This window comes from Rhodococcus sp. 5A-K4 (assembly GCF_046097995.1).
Classification (GTDB): Bacteria; Actinomycetota; Actinomycetes; order Mycobacteriales; family Mycobacteriaceae; genus Rhodococcus_F; species Rhodococcus_F erythropolis.
In genome coordinates this window covers 34,147-59,730 of the sequence record NZ_JBJURM010000015.1, presented here as the reverse complement: position 1 = coordinate 59,730, position 25,584 = coordinate 34,147, and the positions used below count along the sequence as shown (strand labels likewise).

The window sequence follows — 25,584 nt, the reverse complement described above, 5'->3', positions numbered from 1 at the left end:
GAGGGGAAATGATGAGGTCTGATCCGTGGGGGAACATCTACTGCTGTAATACTCAGCAGGCGTTTGCGACAGTTGTACCGTCAGTAGTCGACGACGCGATTTCGGTGTGGATCAGCAATGTTTTCGATCCCGCGGACGACATCCGTGTGCGCGTCGTGCTGGTGCGCCGAGTCGATGAATCCGAAATCGAACCCGAGCATCTGGTGCTCGACGACGTGGCAGGCGATCTCCCCGACGAGTTCGACACCGTCGATGTCGACGAATTCAACAAGGTCTTCGTGAGTTTCTTCCACAACAGTCGCCTCGTCGACCCGTCGACAATCGTGTTGGTCGTAAGTGCCGGAATGCTCGGACTGATCTACTCGCACCGATTCGGTGACGAGACCGTGTTCATGCCGAAGTCGGAACGACTCTTTCTGGCATTGAGTGGGTTGAGTCCTGACTATGCGCCCGATCGTCAGGACCGGCGGCCGTTGACTGCGCGCAGGATCGTCGAGGGCGGACTTCGGATGTCCGTCGCTCGTCCCAAAGCATCTTTCGGCGCGATACGGCAGATTGTCGCTATGCGGAAGGAGGTTCCGCGTCCTGTTGCTCGCCCGGACGAGTCGGGCATTGATGCATTGGATTCGCGCGCGTGGTGGTATTTCGCCCGGCTCGAGGGCAGTACTGATCGCAAATTGCCGTCGGTCTACTTCTACTGCGCACTACTCGCCGCGTTGCGACGTGGGGCTCACGAGAGTCATCACGTGGTGGCGGACCTTCGCTCGTATTCCCCGGTTCTCGGGCTCACCGATGGGAATGCGTTCAGTCACATACCATTTCGGGCCGATTGGTCGGTCGATGACCCTGCGGACGTAGCGCGTGAACTGTCGTCGCGAATTCGGTCGGGTGAGGCGCTGATCCGTCGATCAGTAGGCGAGGTGGTTGCGCGCGCAGCTGACTACAGGCACGGATCCAGCGGTGGGTCCGGCGAAGGTGACGAGATTGTGGAACAGCCTCTGACCACCAGTATGTCGTGTTTTCGTCTCCCAGCCGATCGACCGTATGCGAAGCTGGATGGCCGACTCGTGTACTCCGGTGGCATGCAGACCTACGCCCCGAACGCGCTGTCGATCAACATTCGGGCGACTGGGAACGTCTCCGATTGCACGTTCAGTCATTCCGGTGGACATGTCGCGAAGGCCTCACTGATGGCGGCGGTGAAGACTGCCGCTGGCCTGTCGGGTGCCGACGTCACGATGGAAACAGGATTTCACTTCGGCGAGCGATAGCGGAAACCTGCGTCCCACGGTGCGTCTGCAGGCACTTCGTACTCCTCGGCTACTTCGCAGTAAACAATCCTATAGACTGTTTTGAGTGAACTGAGCCGACCGATGGTTTCAAATTGATCTCGGTCTTGAAATCTCGGTCGCGGAACATCGAAGTCTTGGAATGCGGCGAGCGCAAGGGGGGAGGTGAGAGACGTGGCGGGTCTCAAACTGCGCGTGCTGTTCAGCGCGGGTGATCAGGTGCTGTCCAGTGTCAGCAACGCGTTGATTCTGTTCGCGATGGCAGGCCCGTCGTCCGTGAGTGAGTTCGGTCTGGCGATCCTCGTTTTCTCCATCCTCACGGCTGCGCTCGGATTCGTTCGAGGCGCAGTGGGCACACCGCTGCTGTTGATGAGTGCATACAGCCGCAACAGGATTCGCACGGAGAGCAGACATGCGATCTCGGGTGCGGCCTTCTTCGGAATCGTAGTCGGGATCGTTGCCCTCGGAGTCTCTGTTTTCCTGCACGAACCGCAGGTGGGGATTGCATACGCCGTCGCCGCACCGGTTGTCCTCGCGCAGGATGCCTTGAGGTTCACCGCGATGTCGATGGGAGAACCGGAACATGCGTTCTTCAGCGACGCGTTGTGGGCAAGTGTGGCGTTCGGTGTGCTTGTCGTGACTTGGCTTCGACCAGAGGCACTTTCGATCGCTGAGATGATCTGGCTGTGGTCCCTCGCCGGAGCGCTTGCACTCGTTTACCTGATGATTCGCGTACAGACGCTACCGCGACTGACTGGTCTGTATCGCTGGTGGGCGTCGTTCTGGACCCATCGAATCCGGTTCGGATTCGAGAGCGGTATCGACCAACTGGCCGCAATCGTGATCGTCGCGGTGTCCACAGCCTTCATCGGAACGGTGGCTGCCGCGTCTTTGCGCGGTGCAGTGACCGTCCTGGGTCCGTTCGCCGTGCTGATCAGTTCGCTTCCACTGATCGTCATTCCCGAATCCGTTCGTGCCGGCCACACCGCGCGCCAGGTGTGGAGCACACTGCGTTATGCAGCGTGGCTCACATCCGCGATGGCGGCAACGATCGGATTTGCCGCTCCCTTCCTTCCAGATTCACTCGGCCGGGTCGTTCTCGGAGAGTCCTGGGCCGAGGCGCGCCATGTCCTGCCGTTTCTCGGACTCGAGTACGCGGCGATCTGTTGGATAGCGGGCGTTTACAATCTTTACCGCACTCAAGGAGCCAGTGGACGACTGCTCAAACTGCGAATCATCCAGAGTCTCACGGCAATTGTCATCTGCAGTGCGGCTGCAGCCCTCACCGGAACCGCGGTCGGAGTCGCGATCGGACTGGCGCTCTCATCCATCCTGGTCGCAGTCTGCCTGGTGATTGCTGCCCAACGGAAGCACTCTGGCCGCGAAAGCCCTGCGATCGTGCCGTCCACTGTTGATCGTTCCGAACCCGGCGACCTGCGCCGAACACGAACAGGCGCACTGGCCGGGACGACCACGTGAAAACAATTTCCAGCGGGCGGACAAAGCCTCACGAGTTCGCGGAATTCGACGTCAATCGGCGAGACTCGTTGATGCCACCACTGATTGCGATCTGGACCGCAGTGATCATGGTGATCATCGTGCCTTTCGCAGTCGTCGAGTTCACTCCGACACCCCCAGGGCGCGTGTGGATGGCGGTACTTGCCGTCACCACGATTTCGGGATTGCGCTACGCGTGGATTGTCGGCGAGGGCTTTCGTCGGCTCGTCGAGATGTCGTTCTGGGTCTTCACCTATGTCTTCATGGGTCTTGCACCACTTGCTCAGCTCCGCCTGCGAGAGATTCCTCCTACGACGCCGCGAGTGGATCCGTCCCTCAACTCAACGGCGGTCTCGATCGTCCTTCTGGGGATCGTCGGCTTCCTGGTGGGATTAGTGTTCTCCGGTGCGGTCTGGCGTCGAATCAGAGACACGCGATGGGGAAACGCCACGAGCGTGCGTGTGGATCCCGTTCGGGTTTTGATTCTTGCCGGTTGCGCCCTGGTCGCCAACGCGTACTACATCAAGAAACTCGGTGTAGGGACGCTTCTGTCGAGCCGAAGTGCCGTGGTGGAGCAGGCGAGTGCTTCGCTGGGGCAATCCACGGTCGCCAGCATCATCGGCGCCGTCGCGATGATGTCCTTGCTCGTCGCATTCATCGCGGTGGTCAAATACCGTGATCAGAATCCCGGAGCGGATCGTCTGTTTCTTCTCTGCGCCATCGTGCTCGGAGCCGTGCTGTTGTTGACGTTCAATCCGATCTCGAGTGCGAGGTATCTGTTCGGTACTGCAGCACTCGCCGTGGCGGCACTTTTCGGACTCTTCGCGACCCGCGTTCGATTCCGTGTGGTTGCCCTGCTTGCCGTGGCGGCACTTGTCCTGGTCTTTCCGCTCGCCGATGCGTTCAGGTACAGCACGTCGGCACAGTTCAAGACAAGCTCGCCACTCGAATCGCTCACGTCTCCGGACTACGACGCATTTGCACAGGTCAACAACACCGTAAACTTTGTGAATACGCACGGGGTTACCGATGGCAAGCAGGCACTCGGAGTTGTTCTTTTCTGGATTCCGCGGACCATCTGGCCCGGCAAAGCTACGGACACGGGCATCCTGCTCGCGGAGAGCCGCAACTACACGGTCAAGAACCTTTCTGCGCCGTTGTGGTCCGAGTTGTTCGTCAACGGTGGGTGGATCGCGTTGATAGCCGGAATGGTTGCTCTGGGCCTGATCGCAGGGATTCAGGACAGAAGAATCGAAATGTCGCTGCGCCAGTCCAGGGCGCCGACGATTCTTGCCTGCATCCTGCCCTTCTACCTGATCATTCTTCTCAGAGGGTCACTGCTGCAAGCGATGTCGTACTTCCTCGTCATCATCGGCTGTGCATTCTTCGTCTCACGACGGGAGGCGACTCGATGACTCGGACGAGCCGATTCTCGTCGAGAATCTCTGCCCGTCGCCCGCTGGAACTCGTGGGTCTTGCTCTACTGGTGGTATTGGTCGTCTGTGCGACGACGCTGGCCGTGCGTCAGAATTCGGCTGCCGAAAACGGCCGGTCCGCCCTCACCTCAGCGACCACGGTTCCTCAGTTGCCGCCGGACACAGCGCCGGCATCGATGTGGTTCGGCGACAGCTTCACTGCGGGCATCAACGGAATCGGGCTCGGGGCGTACCCGAGAATCATCTGCGTCCGGATGGGGTGGGACTGCAATGTCGATGCACAGGGAAGCACCGGTTTCGCCAACGACGGCGCACCGGAGTATCAGGGAACTACAACACGATTCGCGAATCGACTACCGGTGTCGATCGAGCGGTATCGAGCGGACATCATTTTCGTGGACGGTGGGCGAAACGATCTGCACATGAGTCCGATGGATTTGTTTCCCGTCATGACGTCGTACATCGACGCCGTCCGGGATGCATGGCCGGATGCGCGTCTGGTGATCATCGTGCCGACATACGTCACACCAGTGCCGTACGAAGGATACGAGCAATTCGTGTCAGCGCTGCGAAGTTACGGGGAATCGGTTGCCGCGACCGTGATCGATCCCGTTGCAGACGGTTGGTACGCCGACGTCGACCTCGAATCACTGAAATTCGAGGACGGTGTACATCCGAATGCAGTGGGGAATGCAGTGATTGCTCAGAAGCTGGTGGAATCGCTGACTGCCTCCGGTGTGATTCGCGACGGCGCGCCCAATGGTGGGATTCTCCGATGAACCCGTCCCGTTTCTTCGAAGTCCTTCGTGACAGGTGGATTGTCGTCGGCATCTCGACAGTGCTCGGCCTGCTGGTAGGCGTTCTGTTGACAATGCTCACGCCGACCACTTTCAAGTCCTCGACCGAACTCTTTCTCACCACGCCAGGGTGGGGAACACCGACCACTCTGGGCAATGCCGATTCGAGCCCTTTCCAAGGTGACGAGTTCTCGCAGCAACGAGCCGGTACGTACACGCGTCTGGCGGAAGGTGCCGACTTCTCGGCCCGTGTCGCAAGTCGTCTGGGCGAGAGTGGTCTTCGTGACGTCGAGAGCATTTCGGTTCGCGTTGTGCCCGACACCGTGTTGCTCGAAATCTCTGGGACCGCCGACAGTGCAGATCGGGCGCTGCAACTGACGAACGCGGCTTCGGATGAGATGAACGAGACGATCCGGCGGCTCGAGACGCCGAGTGGGACTTTGATCCCGACGGTTCAGCCGCTGACTGTCGTCACGGCGTCAGCACCGACGAGCCCGTCTGGCCCGCAGACGATTCCGAACCTTCTTCTGGGGTTGGTCGTCGGATCGATGGTTGGAGTGACTGGTGTGATCTTGGCTGCTGCGAGGTCGAGAGCAGTTCAGGGTGTCGACGAATTGGCGGCCTGGACGGGTCTACCTGTGCTCGAGTCCATCCCGTACCTCGGTGACAGGGGACTGTCCGCCGAGGAAGGTGCTCAGTCGGCATCGAGAAGTTCTTTCGAGAGACTGCAGTTCAACCGAGATCTCATCGGGTCAGGCACGCCGGTATCACCTGTGCTCGTGACCGCTGCCGACGAGGGGGAGATCAGCAGGTTCGCAGCTGGCGGTATCGCCGATGCTGCTTGCGCTCTGGGGTATTCGGTGGTTCTCGTCGACTGCAACTTCCGATCCTCGCGTGCTCATATCGAGTTGGGGGTCACCGACATCGTCATGTCGGACAGCGTCCTCGACGATGTTCTGATCTCGACACCGCTGCAGCCGACCCTCCTCCGGAGCGGTTCGCCGACCGAAACTCCCGAGCGAGTCTTCGAGTCGGAGTCGTTCGGACGCATGTTGCGAGATCTGAGTGCCAGGTTCGACGTTGTGGTTGTCTTCGACTCCGGCGGGACGCAGTACGCTGACTCGAGCCGATTGGCCAAGGTGTGTCGTTCGATAATCCTTGTCGTTCAGTCTCATTCGACGAACAGGCAGGACTTGATGACGAAGATTCACGATCTGGAAATCGCAGGTGCGAAAATCGAAGGTTCGGTCCTCCTGACCACCACACGCCGAGGGCAGCGAGGGGCAGTGTTGCCCGGCGGTCGGCCCGAAACAACTGACTCGGTGGCAAGTCACACGCCACGGCGCGACGGAGACACACGCACACAGCGGTCTCCAAGAAAGGCGAACACATGAATGCACTCAGCTCTGCCGCGCGAATCCTGAGGCGGGGGTGGGCAGTACCTGTCTTCGCGGTGTTCGGCTTGATCCTCGGTGCTTTCATGGCCATTTCGAGTCCGTCTTCGTACACGTCGACAACTGTGCTGTTCATCGGCTCGCCGATCAGCGCCGACTCGGCCGGTGCCTATCAGGGCGATCTGTTTTCTCAACAACGAGCGGCGACCTATGCCCAATTGTTTTCGAGCGACGATCTCGCGGTCAAGGTGATCGACGACCTGGGTCTTCCAATGAGCGGACACGAGTTGGCCTCGCAGGTCTCGGCGGCAGCAGTGGAGAAAACTGTGCTCTTGCAGGTCTCTGTCACGGATTCGACGGCCGAAGGATCGGCTGGTATCGCCAATGCGTATGCGAAGAATTTTGCACAATATGTCGGGCAGTTGGAGACCCCTAACGGTGGTGGACGTCCGAATACGTCTGTCCAGGTGGTCACCGAGGCGAACGCTGAAGATGCCAGTGGGGGTTCGAATCTCGTGATGACGTCCCTGTTCGGCCTCGTCGGTGGCCTGGTCGTCGGCGTCGGCGTCCGGGTGCTCCTCGGGCGGCTCGATCGATCCGTTCGAAGCGCTTCCATGCTCTCGGCCGTTGCGGGTGTACCGATTTTGGCGACAGTTCCGGAATCGGCTTCGCGGGGATCTCACGCGTTGACATTCCCCGCCGACGGCGCGACCGCCTATGCCGAGTCGATACGCAAGCTCAGGACAGGTATCGAGTTCGCCGGCCCGAGTGCCGACGCGATCCGTTCGGTCCTTATCGCCTCGCCTCGGTACTCGGAGCCTGCGGGGTGCATCGCAGCCGATCTCGCGGTTGTCCTGTCCGAAGCGGGACGTCGAGTACTGTTGGTGGACGGTGACTTGAGGTCGCCGAGCTTGGATTCATACTTGGGGATGAAACCGGCAGCCGGCTTTTCCGACGTTCTTGCCGGCGCAATTCCGCTCGTGGACGCGCTCGTTCAGGTACCTGGTCGCTCATTGACCCTGCTGCCCGCCGGCTCGATACGATCCGATTCCGGTGACGCCATCGCATCGGTCTCAGCACGCGAGGTGCTTTTGGAGGTCACCGAGAATTTCGAATACACGATCGTCGTGGGCCCACCTTTATCGCTCTATACCGATTCGACTGTGATCGGCTCAGTCGTCGACGGTGTGGTTCTTGTTTCAACACAGAGTATTTCGTCGGTGGACGAGGTGGAAGGGGCAGTGGCCACTCTGCGCGCTGCCGGCGCGAACTTGTTGGGTGCTGTGCTGACGGGTGCCGGACGTAGTGGCTCGGTCAAGGGCCGCAGCCGAGTGAGCGTGGTCGACAAGCCTTCGCCGAGCGAGCCTCCGGTTAATGATGCATCGAATGAACGAGTCGGCGCGTGGCCCCCCGTCGAACGGGGAGCCGCTGTGCATTCGGTCCATACAGAACCGGGCATGGGCTCGACCGGGAAGAATGAAGTGGACAAGCATGATTCGGCCGATTCCGGTGAATCTATTGCCGACGGTGTGCGAATCGATTTCGACGAATGGGAGCCGGCAGAGACCGAAGAGCGCTACACGCGGAGTGATCTGGACAGTCCCACGGTGGCGATCCCGCGCTCGATGCTCCGGACGAAAGTCGCGCCGAAGGTAAACCGGTCGAGCGACGAGTTGCCGACCGATGAGCGGCAGGTAAGATCACCTGGTGAAAGCGGCGATTCCGATTCCATGTCGAGTCACCCCACGCAAGCTTCGGATTCTGTGCAGCAGAATTGAATTGGAATTCGATTTCCAGGTTCGGGATGTCAACTCACCGGACATTGCGTCGTAAGGCCGTGTGTGAGAAGGGGTGGCTGATTCGGTGAACGCCGATGCTCGAAAACGGAAACGGGTGAGTATCGAAGGTTCGCGGGGCAGGAAATTTCGTGCAGTTGCAATCGGCATTGCGCTGGTGTCGTCAGCGCTTCTCGTAGCGTCCGGCCTCAGGCTCTCTGGTGGGGTGGACCCAAACGCGAGGGTTGACGCGGCGGTGTCATCACATCCCGCCGTCGAGCTTCCGGACAACGGACAGTCGACCGGCAAAATGGTCTTTGCGCACTACTTCCCGCCGTATCCCCTTTCGATCGACAACCTACCGTCGGGCGAAGACTATTACGCCACTCAGTATCTCAATCCGAACGGTGAACGAGGTTCATACGCCGCATTCGGAGGGTTTCTTCGAGACCGGCCGCAACCACGGCCCGTTTCAGCTGACGCACAGTGGAGGCAGCGAGATCTCGAAGATGAAGTGCGGCAGGCAATCGACGCAGGAATCAGTGGGTTCTCGGTTGACATTCTGACGAAGTCGTCGAACCCGTTGTGGTCTTCGTCCGTTCCGTCCGAACTTCTCGCTGCTTCGGCTGCGGTTGATCCTGCGTTCGAAATAATGCTGATGCCGGATATGAACGGCGAACTCGGCACATTGGACCCCGCGAATCTGGCAGGCGAGTTGTCGCAGTACGCGTCATCGCCGTCGGTTTTTCGATTGACGGACAACCGGGTGGTGATTTCGCCGTTTCTTGCCGAGAAACACGACCCGGCGTGGTGGTCGCAGTTTCTCGAAATCATGAAGGCCCGCTACGGGATCGAGGTGGCCTTCGTTCCACTCTTCCTGAACTCCACCACGAATATGGATTCATTCGCGTCGATAAGCTACGGAATGTCGACGTGGGGTGGACGTAACCCTTCCTTCAATCCAGTGACGGACACCGGGATCGGCTCGCCACTGGATCAGGTGAACCGAGCGCACGCTCTCGGCAAGATATGGATGCAGTCGGTCTCGTTCCAGGATGCGCGCCCCAGCCAATCGGTTTTCGACGAAGCGCAGAACACTGGGAATCTCCGAAACACTTGGCAGATTGCGCGCGAATCGGATAGCGAATGGGTGCAACTAATTTCGTGGAACGACTACAGCGAAGGTACGGCGTTTGCACCGAGCGAGGGGCACGGTCGTGCGCTGCTCGATTTGAACGCATATTTTGTCGACTGGTTCAAGACCGGAACGGCACCGGCGATTACACGTGATATCGCGTACGTCACCTATCGGAACCAGCTGTCGTCCGCGCAACCCGCACTACCCTCGGTATCGCCGATGATTCTGCGTGCGGGGTCGTCCCCGGTTCGCGACACGATCGAGGTTTTGACCTTCTTGGTCGAAGGTGCCGAAGTGAAAGTTACGGTCGGCGGTACGACGACCACGTGCAGGGCCGATACAGGGATGGACATCTGCACGGTTCCATCGGCGGTCGGCGCCGTCTCGGTCAGCGTGGTTCGGAACGGGACGGAAGTGTCTTCGGCGAAGACACATGCCGACGTCGCATCCACTCCTGCGGTTCAGAACATGGAGTACCTGGTCGATTCGAGTTTTCGACGATAGTCAGCAGTCCGACGGCGGTGGCTCGCCTCTGAAGCGCGCTTGGAGCCAGACTGCGGTCTCGGACCCCGGATCCAGATTGTTGTGAGTTTGGCCTGCCCTGACGATGTGCTGCACCGAATCGTCGAACGCGCAGGCATTGTCGACGGCCTCTTGCACCCACTGCGGGCGGATCGTCTGATCAGCGTCGCCGTTGATGACCAGGAGTGGTCCTCCGGCCGGACGCTGCGGAAGGGCGATCGATGTGAGCCAGTCGCGCAGGACTGCTCCGGCCTCGTCGGAGCTCGGCAGGGTATCGGCGGGATTCAGTCGTGATGCTTGTTCGCCGCGTTCTTTCAACGCCGGGCCCGCACATGCCAACCACATCTCAGAGTTACTCGACAGCGCACCGTGTAGGTAGTTGCCTGGATCGGTGCCGGGTCGAGCGACGGTCAGCCCAGATACTACGTACGACATCATGATCTGCTGTTCATGCGTCAGCCACTGCGACTGGGCCAAGTCGGCGAGCTTGGAAAGATCTGCGGCCGGAGCCAGCGCTACCGATCCGACAAAATTCAATTCGGGCGCGTAGAAACCGGACAACTCTGCCGCCGCCCATGTGGCTTGCCCACCGATCGACACGCCGAGTCCTGCCCATTTCCCGGACGTGTCCGGGACCATTTCTCGCGCCGCGCGAACTCCGTCGATCAGGTTGAACGCGCTGGTGTTGGGATCGAGGTACGGGGTGATGCCGCCTGCCGGACCCAACCCTTGGTAGTCGGTCATGACTGCCACGAATCCCAGTTTCATCAAAGGGACGATCGTACTCGCGTAGCCCAGGAGATCCGGGTGCATCGAAGGTCCGCACTCCGCAGTCACTCCCGTTGTGCCGTGACCGACGGTGACGACAGATCGCCCGCCGGGTGGTGGGTCGCCTTCCGGAACGAAGACGACTCCAGAGACGATCGTTGAGCTTCCGTCCGTGCCTGAGGTTGATCGGTACGTGATCTGGTGGGCAGTCGCGCCCACTCCGGCTATCAGTGGATCGACGTTGTCGAATGCGGACGTGCTTTCGAGTTTGCCTCTGGCCGCGACGGCGTCGGCGCTGATCGAGGGAAGAGGTGCGGACGTCGGAGCCGGTTCGGCGGGCGCTGTGTCGGAAGCGCAACCGGTCAGAAGCGCCGCGGTTGTCGCTGCAACGACTACGAATACGTAGGACGACGTTCGAATTCCGTCCCGGGTAGACGTGCGCATCATGCTCCGAGTCCCTCCTTGTCGTGCTTCGACACGGCGAGTCTTCGGTCTCCGAACGCATCGAGTGCAGAGGCAACTATCAACCGGCCGACGCGTTCTCGAGAACTGCGATGGAACAGGTTGTGATCACCGGAGCCTGAGAACAAGACGTGCGGGGGATTCTTCGAGCTCGAAAGACGCGTGACACCTTGTCTGCCTCTGTTCGCCTCGAACCACGCTTCGTCTTCAGGCGCGAGGGACACTGCGGTCTTCGTCCCGCGGCGGGTCAAGGTGCGAAGCATCGACTCAGGGGCGTTGACCAGTCCGAGGAAGCCGAGACCGAGCCACACCGGGTAAGGCACGTACCGCTGGGCTCGTCGTCCGGCATTGCGAATTGTTCTGGCCACGACGAAAATTCGGTTTGCAACGTCAGACTCCATTGCATCGACATGTGCCTTCTTCACTGGTGGTCGTCGATTGTTGATCGACCAATTCACGATGTTGAGAAGCACCACGGACCGTGCGCCGCGCTGGCTTGCCACGTAGGCACCCATCCATGCGCCGGAACACATTCCGACGTGCATCCGGCGGGACGGCGGTACGTCGAGAGTGTCAATCAGATCCAACACATTGCGGCGCGCTTCCGGAGACACGATGGGGGTGTTCTCGTCGGTGAGGACAGTTCCGCTGTCTCCTGTGCCCATCCTGTCGAAGCGAACCGAGCGGATGCCGTGCGCTGCGAGAGTTCGAGCGGACTCGACCCACAGCCTGGCCGGCCCGATCCGGTGTTCGTTCGCGGTGCTGTGAAAGACCGCAGTGGCAGCGTGACTCGTAGTCGTGCGGGAGGCGGTGGAGATTGCAAAGAGTGATCCGGTGGACCGTCTTTCCAAGGTTTCCCAGATTTCTTCGCCGTCGTCAGCCGTCGCGACATGCGCCGCCGACGTGATCTCTGGATCGACGACAGTCTTGTCCTCGCCGAATTGACGTGACACCCAACTCGAAATCTGTTTGATGTCGTGCGTTGGCACCGAGAGTACGAAACTGCTGGGGGATACGAACTGATTCTGGCGTTCGACGAACATGCGTTCTGCGCCGGATCGCTCGAGCATCCGAACAGTGCGGGGCGAAGCAGCGAATTCAGGGCGAATCGCGGCGAGGACCTTCGTCGAGGAACCCGGATCGAAGGTGCTGAGGTCGAGTCCGGAAAGGTCTTTCACCGCAGCGGAATCAAGCACGCCGCCGACGATGGATGTGCAATCGTCGTGGTGAGGGTCGTCGTCGACCGAAACGCGGTACAGCGAAGTCAGTTCGCGAACGTAGGACCGACCGGATATGACCGGATCCCACAAGACCATCGCACGTAGGTCGCCAAGCGTATCGACGGTGGCCGCCGCGATCAGTGCCCCTGCGCGCAAACCCGTGACGGCAACGGACTCGATGCCCGCGCGCCGCGCGTACGCAACGGCTGCCGCAACGCTGGCTTGCCATTGCGCAACTGCGAGCGGGTCATCCTGGCGGCCGGATGAATCACCCTGTCCTGCATAGTCGAAACGAAGCGCGAGGAATCCGTACTCGGCAAGTTCTTGGGCGAGTTGGCGTAGTCCCCGGTAAGCGCTGATGTGTTCCTTCGCAAGGGGTGGACATATGACGACGGCGCCGCGCACGGCACCATCCGAAGGCAGGTGAAGCGAGGCGAACAGAGCCCTATCGCCTGGGCCTGGAATCCACGTGTCAATCGTGCGAATCCCGGACGGTGTCTGGCGGTGGCGGAAGTGTCGAGGGGTGGTCTCCAGCGGGGTGAGATGAGGGACGTGTAGTGCGGACATCGCGCTTGTCATGTTGGCCATCGACTTGTTCAAGGACCTCTCCACACATTGATTCAGCCTGCCAGTTTCGCGTAGTTCTCCGGTTTCCCGAGGATCCGGTAAACTTCCCGCTACGGATAACATACCGCAAGTATGTTTTGCGACGAATAAGCAGTGCAAGAGTTGGATATGGGGGTGCGTACAGCGATGGATCCAGTGTTCGGTGCGTCGTTGGGCGCTGCATCGGTTCGTATTGTTCGGGCCGACTCTCAGCCGGAAACCGGATCCGCGAGCGGTCGATTCCTGACTCGGACGGTAGACGCATACGACGCCTCTCCGGTGAGGACAGCCGCGATTCACCTAGTTGCTGCGGTTCGCGGGGACACGTCACGGATGGTCATCGCGTTTCCTGACGAGCGGCAGAACGTGGCGCTCGAATCAGAACTGCGTGCCCGAGGTATCGAGGGTGCTGTCACGGTGTCGGAAGCGGTGGCCGTTGTCGCGCTGGTACGGACTTCGGGTGCGGCCGAAGGTTTTCGGTTACTGACAGTTCTCGATATCGGTCGAACCGGGGTGACTGTCTCGATGATCGAGATCGGAACCGCGACAACTATCGCGTCCACGCGGTCGACGGCGCTCGCTGGTGACAGACTCGACGGGGTAGTCGTGGAGTTACTCTCCGCAACCACGGCTGATGCAGCCCTCGACGCTGATGCAGCGTTCGACGCCCGCGAAGTCAAGGAATACCTCGCCAGTGGCTCCCGTCGTGCGCAGGTGATGCCCGTTCCCGAATCCATGTGCATCCGTTTTGATTCGGTTGTCACGCGGGAAGTCGAAGACACGCTGATGGTGATCCGAGAAGTTGCGGCTCGAGCCCGGTGTGTCCCTGACGCTTTGGTTCTCGTCGGAGGAGGCGCCCGAATTTCACTGGTGGAGAAGATACTCGAGCGGGAGTTTTCGGTACCGGTGATCAGGCCGGCCGAGCCCGAGCTCGCCTCGGCCAAGGGTGCAGCATTGATAGCCGAGGTCTTACATCAGGAGCACCACAGCTCGGAAGTCTCGGTTTCGGAAGTCGCGGTTTCGGAAGTCTCGGTTTCGGGCGTCTCCGACTCGGAAATCGCAACGGATGCGGTAGACATGTCTTCCGATCAGGCCGTTGTGCGCAGTGTCGGTGAAACCGAGGAAGGCACGGAATCGGATTCGCTGCCTTCTGGTGGGCTTGGGAGAATGCAAATCCTTGTGGGCGTTGGGTTCTCGCTGGTTGCACTGACCAGCTTCCTCGCGTGGGCGGTGCTGCGCCCGTTCTCGGATCCTGCGCAGGCGGAACCACCGCTGACCCAAACAACGGAGATTGTCGCGCCGGTACCTACCGCCGAGTTGTTGCCGCCGACCACGACCAAGGCAATCGATCCACTGACCGAGCGGAATCGGGCACCGGTCAATTTGGTGCGTTCGTGGAGATACTGAACCCGGAGACTCGCATCAGGTGAACAGCTGGGAACTCCAGTCCTTGCCGTCGGCGAGACCGCCGGGGCACGCGAAGACGGCAGAACCGACGTGTTGGATGTATTCGTTCAGCGCATCGTGTCGTGAAAGGTTTTGCTGCATCGGAACAAATTGCTCGACCGGATTCCGGCAGTACGCAACGAAGAACAGTCCCGCGTCCAGGTGGCCGAAGCCGTCGGAGCCGTCGGTGAAGTTGTATCCGCGGCGCAAGATCTGAATCCCACCGAGTTCCTCGGCAGAGGCCAGGCGCACGTGTGAATCCTCCGGGATGACGAAGTCGTGGCCCATTTTGGAATCGAGATCGAGTTCGTCGAACTCGTCTTTGCCGCCCAGTGGTGCTCCGCTGCGTTTGGAGCGGCCGATGACGGCTTCCTGTTCCTTGAGTACTGCGCGATCCCACTGCTCGATCAGCATGCGGATTCGTCTGGCGACGAGGAATGAGCCGCCTGCCATCCAGGCCTGATCGTCAGTGGGATCAACCCAGACGTGCTGGGCGAGTGCGTTTGGATCTTCCGCCTTGATGTTGGCTGTTCCGTCCTTGAACCCGAACAGATTTCGTGGTGTTGCCTGCGTCGTCGAGGTCGAGGACGTTCGCCCGAACCCGAGTTGTGACCACTTGACCGACGCGGTCCCGAAAGCGACTCGCGCGAGGTTGCGGATCGCATGGACGGCAACCTGGGGATCGTTGGCGCACGCTTGGATGGCGATGTCGCCCCCGCTGCGATTCGGATCGAGGTTGTCCGCGCGGAAGTGGGGGAGATCGAGCAGGGCAGCAGGTTTCTTGTCTGCGAGCCCGAAACGGTCGTCGAAAAGTGACGGTCCGAATCCGATGGTCAGGGTGAGTTGCGACGGCGCGAGATCGAGTGCCTCACCGGTATCGCTCGGTGGCGCGTACGGACCGTCGCCGGTCGCTCCGTCCTCGGTTGCTTCCTGACCCGCCGTCATTCGTTCGGCCATCGCCGTCCACGTCTGCAGCAGCGTGATCAGTTCGTCGCGCGACTTCGTCGTCACATCGAAAGCGACGAAGTGCATGCGATCCTGGGCCGGCGTCGTGATGCCTGCCTGATGCTCGCCGCGGAATGCCACCACGTCTGCGTGATCGGTGCCGGAATTCTCGTCGGCGGTCACCCGCCCGATGACGGCACCGGCACCGGCCAGGACGGCGCCGGCCCCCACGGCGCCGAACAGTCGGCGCCGTGAGACCGCATGCGGTGCTGCGTTTTCCGCAGCGGGTGTGCCTTCTGGTGAATCAGTCATCTACTGTCCCGCGACTACTTCCTGGACCTGGCTGACCTCGGCGGACAGAGCATCGATTTTACGCGAGAGTTCTTGACGCTGCGCTTCGGTGACGGTGTCGTAGTACACGAATCCGTCGCCGACGCGGAACTGCGCCAGAGCGGCGTCGAGGTCGGCGAAGCGGTCCGCGATGCGCTGGGCGAGCTCGGGATTACGTTCCTGCAGAATCGGGTTCAGTGCCGCGATCGCCGCTTGTGAGCCGTCGACGTTGGCCTGGAAGTCCCACAGGTCGGTGTGCGAGAAGATGTCTTCCTCTCCGGTGATCTTGGAAGTCGAGATCTCGTCGAGCAGTCCTTGGGCGTCGCCGGCGATCTTGGTTGGATCGATCGTGTAGTCCTCGGCGTTCACCTGGTCGGCAAGATACTGAATGTCTTCGAGCAGTTGATCGGCGACTGCGTTGGTATCCGGCTGAAGTCCGGTAACCCACAAATCCTTCTCGAGGCGGTGGAATCCCGTCCAGACCTGACCGGGCTCCAGGTCCGCTTCGCGCAGGTCAAGCTTGGGATCGAGTTCGCCGAAGCTCTCGGCTTCGGGCTCGATGCGCTCGTAGTAGGTACGTGCGATCGGGAACAGTGCCTTCGCCTGGTCGACGTTGCCGGACTGGACGGCGGCGACGAACTGAGCTGCGGTGTCCTGCAGCGCGACGATCTGGCTGCGGATGTACCGCCGGTAGCCGTCGGCAGCTTCGGCGAGTTGTCCGCTCTCGTCGGTGGCCGCCTGCGAATCGCCCGTGACGACGAAGTCCTGGCGGATGCCGGTTCCGACCATGCCCGGCTTGCACGCGAGTTGATAGGTCGCAGCCTCGGGGAGAGAGACGATCAGCTGCCGGGTAAGGCCGGGGCCGATGTTCTCGACTTCGCCCATCGCTCGATCACCCTCGGCGAAGACGTAGAACTCGGTGACCTTCGAGCCGTTGTTCGTCACCTGGAACGTCGAACTGCCAGTGGTCCCGGTGGTGGCACTGACGTCACACGAATCGTCGGTGGCCGTGACGACGATGTCGCCGTCGCTCGCCGTCGTCTTCTCGGTGCACGCGGCGAGGGAGAAGGGAAGTACCGCAGCCGTGGCCAGTACGAGGGTGGATTTACGCATGTCGGCAATGCCTCTCAGGATTTTTCGGGAACGTGTGTGTCGTGCGCCGGCGGGGCCGTCGGCTCGGTTGGCTTCGACGGAAGGGGACGCAGGAAGAGCGCTAGGACGACTACGAGGTAGACGACCCACGCGACGGCTTGCAGGACCGTCGGATCCGGGCGGAAGTTGAAGATTCCGGCGAGGACGGTGCCGTACCAGGTCGACGGGTCGTAGCCGGGCGTCAGGTTGAACGCGAGATTCGAACCGCCCGGAAGCACATTTCCGGTCTGTAGAGCGCGAACACCGTACGAGAGGATTCCGGCGGCTACGACGATGAGGAAGATCGCCGTGTACCGGAAGAATGTCGTCAGGTTGAGACGGAGGGCGCCGAAGTACATGGCGACGGTCAAGACGGCGGCCAGGAGAATTCCGAGGAGCAGTCCGACCAACGGCCAGGAGCTGCCTGCGGTGTTCTCGGCGTATCCGACCATGAGCAACGCTGTCTCGACGCCTTCACGACCGACCGCGAAGAACGACAGCGACAAGATGGCGACGGGGCCGGCGATCAACGCCTTCTCCATCCCCGCTTTCAGATCGCCGGAAATGTTCTTCGCGGCCGTGCGCATCCACAGGACCATGATCGTGACGATGACGACGGCGACCAGGGAGGCAACGCCCGCGATGATCTCTGCGGTCAGGCCGTCGACCGTCGACGTTCCGTAGTGGATCGCGAAAAAGATGATCGCCACCATCGCGACGGCGATGGCGACGCCGAGCCACACCCATTTGAGTGCGTCCCTGCGCTGAGCCTTCACGAGGTAGGCAGCGAGAATCATCACCACGATGCCCGCTTCGAGGCCTTCGCGCAGACCGATCAGGCCACTGCCGAATAACTGGGTGGCAACTGATGGTGTGCTCGCGGCAGCGAGTACCGACACGGGCACGGGCGACTCCTGACTGAGTGAGTGCGACAGCTTCTGACGAACTTATGAGGCTAGGCCAGCCTTAACTCAGAAGAAGATACTCCATAATCGGTGGTGAACCACGCCCTGACCTGTACTTTTGCTGTTCTTTACCAATGGGTTCGGGAGTACTTCGCTCGCATGTGGATGATGGAAGGGTGTACCGAACTCCCGCAGCCCGCAGAAGTCCCCGGCGTCTCTCGAGAGTCGTAGCCGCAGTAGCTGCCGGAACAGCCTTGCTGGGCGCAGGCATCGTGGCGTGTGGATCGAACGAACCGAAAGTAGCCATTCCGGAGGGCATACCCCCAGGTACAGGCTCTCCGACGCCACCGATCGACATCAATGCCCCCGGCCGCAGTGCTGATCAACTCGCCGACTGGGCCGCGGGATTGTCGGACGACATCGGGATCGGGACGACGGCACTCGAGGCATACGGGTACGCCGCTGCGGTCATGGCCGAGACGCTTCCCAGCTGCGGAATCGGGTGGACGACATTGGCCGGTATCGGCAGCGTCGAGAGCCGACACGGGACCTACGACGGTTCGTCGGTCGATGCGTTCGGCCAGGTCGCCCCGACGATTCGGGGAATCCCTCTGGACGGTGGCCCGGGAGTTGCCGAGATACCCGACACCGACGGCGGGGCGATGGACGGCGATCCAGTGCACGACCGTGCGATGGGGCCCATGCAGTTCATCCCTGAGACGTGGCTCAAATGGGGAGTCGACGCCAACGGCGACGGCCGGGTGGACCCGGACAACATCGACGACGCTGCCCTCACCGCCGCTCGTTACCTGTGTGCACGCGGGGGAGACCTCACTGCCGCTGCCGGGTGGCAGCAGGCGCTCATGGCGTACAACCTCTCGGGCGACTATCTCGCGCTCGTTCGTGATCGTGCGTCGGCGTATTCAGTCGGGGTACGGCCGGACTGACGGCGATCGATCCGCAGGTCGGGACCGTGACCGCGCGTCGATAAAGAAGCCTTCGGCCCGTGCGGTTAGGCTGTGTGCTGGCACTACAGAGGTGCTGGCACTGCAGAGGCCCAGCCGCGATCGTGGTCCTCTTTCGACCGGAGGGGTCGGAGCCCAAGTGTCAAGCACGCAGAGCGTGCCCCAATGCGAAGCCCATTCGAAGGAGAACCACACAGTGGCCAGTATTGAGCAGGTCGGAGCTCGCGAGATCCTTGATTCACGTGGCAACCCCACGGTTGAGGTCGAGGTTCTGCTCGAAGACGGAAGTTTCGCCAGGGCTGCGGTGCCGTCCGGTGCTTCCACCGGTGAGCACGAAGCCGTCGAACTGCGCGACGGTGGCGCACGCTACGGCGGAAAGGGCGTCGAGAAGGCCGTGGAGGCTGTGCTCGGCGAGATCGCTCCGGCCATCATCGGCATCGACGCAACCGAGCAGCGCACGGTCGACCAGGCGCTGCTCGACGCAGACGGCACCCCGGACAAGTCGCGTCTGGGCGCAAACGCTCTGCTCGGTGCCTCGCTTGCCGTGGCTCGCGCCGCTGCCGAGTCCTCGGGCCTCGAGCTGTTCCGCTACGTCGGTGGCCCCAACGCTCACGTTCTCCCTGTCCCGATGATGAACATCCTCAACGGTGGCGCGCACGCAGACACCGGTGTCGACGTCCAGGAGTTCATGGTTGCTCCCATCGGCGCACCGAGCTTCAAGGAATCGCTGCGCTGGGGTGCCGAGGTCTACCACTCCCTGAAATCGGTCCTCAAGGAGAAGGGCCTCTCCACCGGTCTCGGTGACGAAGGCGGATTCGCTCCCGACGTCGCGGGCACCAAGGAAGCACTCGACCTCATCACGATCGCCGTGAACAAGACCGGCCTCAAGCTGGGCACCGACGTCGCGCTCGCTCTCGACGTCGCCGCCACCGAGTTCTACACCGATGGCACCGGCTACAAGTTCGAGGGCAAGAACCGCACCGCGGCCGAGATGGCGGCGTTCTACGCCGAGCTCATCGACGCCTACCCGCTCGTTTCCATCGAGGATCCGCTCGACGAAGACGACTGGGACGGCTGGGTTGCACTCACCGATCAGATCGGCAACAAGGTCCAACTCGTCGGCGACGACCTCTTCGTCACCAACCCCGAGCGCCTCGAAGAAGGCATCGTCAAGGGTGCGGCAAACGCACTCCTGGTGAAGGTCAACCAGATCGGCACTCTGACCGAGACCCTCGACGCCGTCGATCTCGCTCACCGCAACGGCTACAAGACGATGATGAGCCACCGTTCCGGCGAGACCGAGGACACCACCATCGCCGACCTCGCGGTTGCCGTCGGCAGCGGTCAGATCAAGACCGGTGCTCCGGCCCGCAGCGAGCGCGTTGCCAAGTACAACCAGCTGCTGCGTATCGAGGAGAACCTCGGCGACGCAGCACGTTACGCCGGCGAGGTTGCGTTCCCGCGCTTCGCTTTCGAGGCCTGACGGAAATCTAAGATTCAGTAGTGTCTGCACAGCGCGGTAAGCCACGATCCCCCGGCGGAAGTCCGGGGGGTCGTGGTTCCCGTCGTGGGGACACACCGTCGCGTGCGCGTCGTGACAGCGCTCGACGCCCACGCGCGTCGGAACCGGCATCTTCGGTAGATCCGGCAGCAGTTGATTCCGCTGTGACAGACCCCGCGCAACCGGGGGTCTCCGCCGAGAAAGCGTCGGCGCGTGGGTCGAGGTCGGCCCGGGGGAAGAGCGGAACCAACAAGTTCTGGTCTCGGCTTCCGAAGTCGGACAACACCATTTTCGGCTTGTCCACCAGTCGGGCCGTTGTGCTCGCGATGGTTGTGCTCATGCTGGCGCTGACACTGGCAGTGCCGCTGCGTACCTACATCAGCCAGCGTTCGGATGCCGCGCAGGTGGCGGCCGAACGTCAGGTGCTCGAGGAAGAACTGCGAAAGCTGCAAGGCCAGAACGCGCGCTTCGACGACCCTGCGTACATCGAAGCTCTTGCACGAGAACGCCTTCGGTACGTCAAACCGGGCGAGACCCCGTTTCAGGTTCAGCTTCCCGGCGACTACAAGGAACCCGAGAAGAAGCAGGAAAAGGAAACACCGCTGACAGGTCCGTGGTATCGCGATCTGTGGCAAACGATTTCGGAACCGCCAGTGGTTCCCGAGACGACGACACCGGCCCCGATGCCGTTGGCGCCGATAGAGCCAGAAGAACAAGGAGTACCCACCGGGTGAGCAACACGTCCGAAAATTCCCCACAGGTTTCACAAGCGGATCTCGACGCCGTTGCCGCTCAATTGGGCCGTGAGCCACGCGGAGTGCTCGAGATCGCGTACCGCAGCCCGGACGGTCAGCCCGGCGTCGTCAAGACTGCCCCCAAACTTCCGGACGGAACACCGTTCCCGACGTTGTACTACCTCACCGACCCGCGACTGACGGCCGAAGCGAGCCGTCAGGAATCCGCCGGCGTCATGCGTGAAATGACTGAACGCCTGACCCAGGATCCGGAACTTGCCGCGGCCTACCGGCGGGCATACGAGTCGTACCTTGCCGAACGGGACGCGATCGAATCTCTCGGAACCGACTTTGCCGGTGGCGGGATGCCGGATCGCGTCAAGTGCTTGCACGTGCTGATGGCGCATTCGCTTGCCAAGGGTCCCGGCGTCAATCCGCTCGGTGACGAGTCCGTTGCCTTGGCCGGCCACGGAAAGCTCCGCGGAACTGCAATTCCCGCGGACTGGCCTGGCATCGACGATGCCGACACCGCCGACCGGTGACTCGCCGTGTTGCCGCAGTCGATTGCGGTACCAACTCCATTCGACTGCTGATCGCCGACGTCGGCGCCGACGGCCGTCTGGTGGATGTCCGGCGCGAGATGCGCGTCGTGCGACTGGGTCAAGGTGTTGATGCGACAGGGACATTCGCGCCCGAGGCCATCGAACGCACCCGGGTCGCGCTGGTCGAGTACGCGTCGATGATCGCCGATGCCGGAGCAACCGCCGTTCGAATGGTCGCGACGTCGGCTACTCGCGACGCTGCGAATCGGGAAGACTTCTTCACGATGACGCGGGACGTGCTCGGTGCGGTGATTCCCGGATCCGGAGCGGAGGTGATCACCGGCGACGAAGAGGCGCGACTCTCGTTCGGTGGTGCTGTGGGAGAACTTGATCCGTCCGAGGGCCCCTTTGTGGTAGTCGATCTCGGCGGCGGGTCCACCGAAGTTGTCCTCGGCGACGCGTCGGGCGTCCAGGCTGCGTACTCCAGCGACATCGGCTGTGTGCGCGTCACTGAGCGGTGCCTACCGTCGGATCCGCCTACGGCAGAGCAGGTTTCCGAGGCGACGGCTTTTGCGACCGCGAAATTGGCCGAGGCATTCGAGGCCGTGCCCGTCGAGAAGGCTCACACCTGGGTGGGTGTCGCTGGAACCATGACGACGCTGGCCGCGATTGCTCAGGAACTTCCGGAGTACGACGCCGAGAAGGTGCACCTGTCGAGGATTCCGTTCAAGCAACTTTTCGAGGTGTGCGAGCGACTTACCGCCATGCCTCGGGTTGATCGCGCCGCCTTCGGCCCGATGCATCCGGGGCGGGTGGACGTCATCGGCGGCGGAGCGATCATCACCACGGTGCTGGCTCAGACATTCGAAGCCAAAGCCGGGATCACCGAACTGGTTGTCAGCGAACACGACATCCTCGACGGCATCGCGATGTCGATAGCTCAGACCCACCCGATAGTCTGATTCCCGACGCACCCGACCAGTCGGGTGCGTCAAGGCCCCCATAGCCCAATTGGCAGAGGCAACGGACTTAAAATCCGTCAAGTGTCGGTTCGAGTCCGACTGGGGGCACCGCGTAGTCCAACATTCGGTGCGATATCGAAGAACCCCGCTCGTCCTCATACGGACGGGCGGGGTTTTCGTGGAGCAACGACTGCTCACCAAGTGGCTACTGGGCCCAGACGGTCGTTCCGGCAGGCGCATTCAGTGTGTTGACGAGATCGATGCCGGCTACGACAGCCGCGCCGCCGCCACCGAGGATGGTTCCGGCGACACCGCCGATTCCGGCTCCTGTTGCGAGGCCACCCAGGCACAGTGCCGCAGCGACGGGGAGTCCGACGATGGTCAAGCCCAGCGGAGCGCCGACAGCGCAACCGATTCCGGCGCCGACGATGGTGCCGAGCAGGCTGCCGACCTGAGTGCCGAGACCGAGTTGACTCTGGAAGTGCGCAATCGCCCGATCATTCTCCTCGGGCGAGGCTACCGGCGTCCATTCCTTTGCCGCAGGCGCACTCTCGGGTCGAGGTGTTGCCTTCGCCGAATCGGTAATCGGTGTCAGTGTGAGGGTCTTACCGTCTTCACTGATCGTGCGATCGAAGGGGAACTGCAGATCCCCGAGGTTGTATGCGAGAGGCAGCGAAACAAGGTCGGCTCCCTTGCTGTCCTGCAAGACGACGGAGTGGCCGTCGCCGGATACCTTGAACAGCCCGGCGTCGATAGTGGTGACGATCGACTTGTCGACGATCTTCGCTTCGTAGTTCACGTCGGTCGACGGATCAGCTGATGCGATCCCTGTTGATGCTCCGACTGCAGCGACCGCTAGAGCAGTCACAGCCGCCTTCTTGAAGAAACCCATAGTTCAACCCCGTGTTCGCCTGCGTGTGCTCGCAGAAACTCGACAACTTCGGACATTGGTAAACCCCCGACAAAGCCTTCGTATTAAAGCAGACCGAAGTGACAGAAGGGATAGTTGCGCTCGGGCTGACCGGCAGCGGCCGGTGCAATCGAATTTGCAGTGTCCAGCACCAAGGTATCGAACGTGTGTGCGAGAATGTGGAGATGCGGCTAACCGAGCGATCCCCGGACCGCTGCCCGAACGGACACCCGCTGACGGCCAATACGTGCCTCGTCGGCTGGGAGGTTTGCGGGTGTGCCTCGAGCGAGAATGGCGGGCATCGGACCCATTACTGCAGGCGCTGCGGTGAAACTGTCCGGACGCCAGAGTGTGTCGGCGTGGATCCGCAGAAAAGTCGATGGAGTTGAAGTGCTGTTACGTTGTGTTTCAAAGAGATTCGTGAGAGCCTCACCCGGCGGATTGGTGCCGGGTGAGGCTTGTGGATCAGGTAGGCGGGGCGACGGGTGCGTCGCTGCTTCCTCCCGAGCTCCCGCTCGACGAGCCGGTGCCGAACAGTAGGCCGAAGAAGCCGGAGATTGCGCCGAAGAAATCGAACATGGGCGAGCCTTTCGCGAGGACGAATGCGGTCACGACAAGTGGCCGACTTGTGGTGGTGTTCAGAGAAGTTCCGTCGACATTGACGGCAAAGGCGTCGGACGAAGGCCGACTGCCGGATGAAATGTACGATTCGTCCCGGTTTGATACAAGTCTTTCCCGAGTAACAGTTACTTGAGGCTTAAATTATCGGGGGTGCCTGCCTGATCTGGGGTGCCCTGCCTGCTTGGGTGGGGCAACCAGGCAGGGCAGTGGTTGGCCGTCCCTCTCAATACCGACCTACGGCGAACCATTGGCGTTGAAGGTACCCACAGTTCGTGACGCGCGCCACTTACGTACCAGTACCTTCGTTAGCCGAGGTCAGTGGTGGCGACGACGGAGGTTACCGACGTCCCCGCGGGGACGTGGTTCATGGAGAAATCGCGGTCCCGGTCAGGGTTGACGACGCTTGCCAGCAGGAGCATGGCGGCGACAAAGAGAACTCCTGCGGCGAGGTAGGCGATTCTCGCGGGCAGGCGCGGGCGTCGATCTGAATTCGTGGACATTCACGTTCTCCATCGGTACATGTTGGACGAACGCTTAGTTTAACAATCAACTAATAAAACGGGTCCGAACAGTGACGCAAGATACGAAAAGACCCTCGATCTCGGGGGAAATCGAGGGCCTTTCCGGTCGAACGTCGGTGTCGCCAAGCACATAGCGTCACCGACCCACTATCGGTGTCGAGCGTGACCCCTCATGTCCGACCCCACTTCTCGACACTATCCAGTAACTTGCGACATTGTGGACGATTCGGACATTGTCATTCGGATGGGGGACACCCCGCCCGTGACACCTACTTTCGTCCAGCCGCCCATTTCATTCCCCAGTTGTAGGCCCGATCGAGATCTGACTGACTGCCGTTGATGTACTGAACTTCGCGGGTCACCGTCACGCCCTGACCTGAACTCTGGATGAGAGCGATTGCGCACAACCGCTCCTGGTTGCTGGCCGAATCGAGCCGCACTTCCACCTCGGGGCCGTTGGTGGGATACAGGGTGACGACGCCGTCCACGGCCGCCCAGTTGGGGGCGCCGTCGTAAATCATCGCGAAGATCAGGATTCGCCGGAAAGCGCTTGGGTCACCGAGATTGACGTGCATGTTCTCGCCGCCGGTGTTCGCACCACTGCGGTCGTCGCCGTCGAGGGAGATGTAGGGCGGAGAAGTCAGTGAACCGAAACTGTTGCCCAAGGCTTGGACCACTCCCTTGGACCCGTCGGCAAGTTCGTAGAGGCATCCGAGGTCCAGGTCGACCGCGCCAGAACCTGCGCCGGCGAGTTTGGCGAGGAAACCGGTCTTCTTCGGTGGTGCTCCCTGCGACCAGTTGAGGTTCACCCGCATATTGCCTTGTCGTTCACCCGCCTTCGCGAGGTTGACCGTCGGTGCCGATTTGGTGAGCGTGATCTTGCTCAGGCTGACCGGTGCTTGCGACGGAGTGGACTCGCCGGAACGTCGGGTGTAGTCGATTGCCATCGTGATAGTCCTTGTCTGAACTCGAATGAGTCCGATCGTGTTACCCGTCGAGGAATCTCCACCGACGTGATCGGCGATCTCCGGCCATTGTCCCTCATGTCTGATTTCAACCCATCGGCATCAAACTTGCCGCACCAACTACCGGCAGACCAGTAGTTTGCTGATTACTGTGTCTGTGGGCAGACCTGACTCCGAAATAGGTCGGACGTACTGGTTGGCG

General features: G+C 61.4%; 21 protein-coding genes and 1 tRNA gene. 14 read left to right on the top strand and 8 right to left on the bottom strand.

Annotated elements, in window-relative coordinates; translation table 11 throughout:
- Window positions 1–11: 11 nt before the first annotated feature.
- From ACKAMS_RS19825 to ACKAMS_RS19795, 7 genes are all read left to right on the top strand, one after another.
- Window positions 12–1,271: a hypothetical protein gene (locus ACKAMS_RS19825; protein WP_283383913.1), complete on the top strand. Its 1,260-nt coding sequence runs from the start codon at window positions 12–14 to the stop codon at window positions 1,269–1,271.
- Between the two features lie 192 nt (window positions 1,272–1,463).
- A complete protein-coding gene (locus tag ACKAMS_RS19820) occupies window positions 1,464–2,768 on the top strand; it encodes a hypothetical protein (RefSeq protein ID WP_408989417.1) in 1,305 nt (434 codons plus the stop codon).
- On the top strand, window positions 2,765–4,201 hold the full coding sequence (locus ACKAMS_RS19815) for an oligosaccharide repeat unit polymerase (RefSeq protein ID WP_408989416.1): 1,437 nt from the start codon (window positions 2,765–2,767) through the stop codon (window positions 4,199–4,201). Before ACKAMS_RS19820 ends, ACKAMS_RS19815 begins: the two co-directional genes overlap by 4 nt.
- Window positions 4,198–5,001, top strand: coding sequence for an SGNH/GDSL hydrolase family protein (locus ACKAMS_RS19810; protein ID WP_024488192.1), 804 nt, complete (start codon window positions 4,198–4,200; stop codon window positions 4,999–5,001). Before ACKAMS_RS19815 ends, ACKAMS_RS19810 begins: the two co-directional genes overlap by 4 nt.
- Window positions 4,998–6,413, top strand: a complete 1,416-nt coding sequence (locus ACKAMS_RS19805; RefSeq protein WP_408989415.1) for a hypothetical protein — start codon at window positions 4,998–5,000, stop codon at window positions 6,411–6,413. Before ACKAMS_RS19810 ends, ACKAMS_RS19805 begins: the two co-directional genes overlap by 4 nt.
- Window positions 6,410–8,191 carry a Wzz/FepE/Etk N-terminal domain-containing protein gene (locus ACKAMS_RS19800; RefSeq protein ID WP_408989414.1) on the top strand — a complete coding sequence of 594 codons (1,782 nt, stop codon included), beginning with the start codon at window positions 6,410–6,412 and terminating at the stop codon, window positions 8,189–8,191. Before ACKAMS_RS19805 ends, ACKAMS_RS19800 begins: the two co-directional genes overlap by 4 nt.
- Window positions 8,192–8,444: 253 nt before the next feature.
- A complete protein-coding gene (locus ACKAMS_RS19795; protein ID WP_223257897.1) occupies window positions 8,445–9,830 on the top strand; it encodes a glycoside hydrolase family 71 protein in 1,386 nt (461 codons plus the stop codon).
- Here the strand turns inward: ACKAMS_RS19795 and ACKAMS_RS19790 are convergent, their stop codons facing one another.
- Both ACKAMS_RS19790 and ACKAMS_RS19785 read right to left on the bottom strand, forming a co-directional pair.
- Entirely contained in the window at window positions 9,831–11,063 is a 1,233-nt protein-coding gene (locus ACKAMS_RS19790) for a lipase family protein (RefSeq protein WP_053062022.1), read from the bottom strand. It lies immediately after the preceding gene.
- Entirely contained in the window at window positions 11,060–12,898 is a 1,839-nt protein-coding gene (locus ACKAMS_RS19785; RefSeq protein ID WP_408989413.1) for a serine aminopeptidase domain-containing protein, read from the bottom strand. Before ACKAMS_RS19785 ends, ACKAMS_RS19790 begins: the two co-directional genes overlap by 4 nt.
- A gap of 141 nt (window positions 12,899–13,039) precedes the next feature.
- On the opposite strand from ACKAMS_RS19785, the gene ACKAMS_RS19780 reads away from it, so the two are divergent.
- Complete coding sequence (locus ACKAMS_RS19780) at window positions 13,040–14,311, top strand: Hsp70 family protein (RefSeq protein WP_408989412.1); 1,272 nt, start codon at window positions 13,040–13,042, stop codon at window positions 14,309–14,311.
- 15 nt (window positions 14,312–14,326) lie between these two features.
- Here the strand turns inward: ACKAMS_RS19780 and efeB are convergent, their stop codons facing one another.
- Genes efeB through efeU form a run of 3 tightly spaced genes read right to left on the bottom strand, consistent with a single transcriptional unit; the run spans window position 14,327 to window position 17,655 of the window.
- Window positions 14,327–15,607: an iron uptake transporter deferrochelatase/peroxidase subunit gene (efeB, locus tag ACKAMS_RS19775; protein ID WP_060939526.1), complete on the bottom strand. Its 1,281-nt coding sequence runs from the start codon at window positions 15,605–15,607 to the stop codon at window positions 14,327–14,329.
- Complete coding sequence (efeO, locus tag ACKAMS_RS19770; protein WP_019744631.1) at window positions 15,608–16,738, bottom strand: iron uptake system protein EfeO; 1,131 nt, start codon at window positions 16,736–16,738, stop codon at window positions 15,608–15,610. It lies immediately after the preceding gene.
- Window positions 16,739–16,752: 14 nt separating this feature from the next.
- Window positions 16,753–17,655, bottom strand: a complete 903-nt coding sequence (gene efeU, locus ACKAMS_RS19765; protein ID WP_021345071.1) for an iron uptake transporter permease EfeU — start codon at window positions 17,653–17,655, stop codon at window positions 16,753–16,755.
- Between the two features lie 140 nt (window positions 17,656–17,795).
- Here efeU and ACKAMS_RS19760 point away from each other — a divergent pair, with 140 nt between their 5' ends.
- The 6 genes from ACKAMS_RS19760 to ACKAMS_RS19735 all read left to right on the top strand — a co-directional run bounded on the left by ACKAMS_RS19760 (window position 17,796) and on the right by ACKAMS_RS19735 (window position 22,473).
- Window positions 17,796–18,608 (top strand): lytic transglycosylase domain-containing protein, encoded by an 813-nt coding sequence (locus ACKAMS_RS19760; RefSeq protein ID WP_031333703.1) that lies wholly within the window; start codon window positions 17,796–17,798, stop codon window positions 18,606–18,608.
- A 214-nt stretch (window positions 18,609–18,822) separates the two neighbouring features.
- Window positions 18,823–20,109, top strand: coding sequence for a phosphopyruvate hydratase (eno, locus tag ACKAMS_RS19755; RefSeq protein WP_019744628.1), 1,287 nt, complete (start codon window positions 18,823–18,825; stop codon window positions 20,107–20,109).
- Window positions 20,110–20,129: 20 nt separating this feature from the next.
- Window positions 20,130–20,861: a septum formation initiator family protein gene (locus ACKAMS_RS19750; protein WP_283383905.1), complete on the top strand. Its 732-nt coding sequence runs from the start codon at window positions 20,130–20,132 to the stop codon at window positions 20,859–20,861.
- The gene (locus ACKAMS_RS19745) at window positions 20,858–21,403 is read left to right on the top strand and encodes a DUF501 domain-containing protein (protein ID WP_046378944.1); all 546 of its coding nucleotides are present in this window, start codon (window positions 20,858–20,860) and stop codon (window positions 21,401–21,403) included. The genes ACKAMS_RS19750 and ACKAMS_RS19745 overlap by 4 nt, the downstream gene beginning before the upstream one ends.
- Entirely contained in the window at window positions 21,400–22,365 is a 966-nt protein-coding gene (locus tag ACKAMS_RS19740) for a Ppx/GppA phosphatase family protein (RefSeq protein WP_256063447.1), read from the top strand. The genes ACKAMS_RS19745 and ACKAMS_RS19740 overlap by 4 nt, the downstream gene beginning before the upstream one ends.
- Before the next feature lie 34 nt (window positions 22,366–22,399).
- Window positions 22,400–22,473, top strand: a tRNA-Leu gene (locus tag ACKAMS_RS19735).
- A 97-nt stretch (window positions 22,474–22,570) separates the two neighbouring features.
- On the opposite strand, the gene ACKAMS_RS19730 is transcribed toward ACKAMS_RS19735, so the two are convergent.
- From ACKAMS_RS19730 to ACKAMS_RS19720, 3 genes are all read right to left on the bottom strand, one after another.
- The gene (locus ACKAMS_RS19730; protein ID WP_060939524.1) at window positions 22,571–23,257 is read right to left on the bottom strand and encodes a hypothetical protein; all 687 of its coding nucleotides are present in this window, start codon (window positions 23,255–23,257) and stop codon (window positions 22,571–22,573) included.
- A 944-nt stretch (window positions 23,258–24,201) separates the two neighbouring features.
- Window positions 24,202–24,396, bottom strand: coding sequence for a hypothetical protein (locus ACKAMS_RS19725; protein WP_047888884.1), 195 nt, complete (start codon window positions 24,394–24,396; stop codon window positions 24,202–24,204).
- 290 nt (window positions 24,397–24,686) lie between these two features.
- On the bottom strand, window positions 24,687–25,364 hold the full coding sequence (locus ACKAMS_RS19720) for a tellurium resistance protein TerA (protein ID WP_007728823.1): 678 nt from the start codon (window positions 25,362–25,364) through the stop codon (window positions 24,687–24,689).
- Window positions 25,365–25,584: the final 220 nt, after the last annotated feature.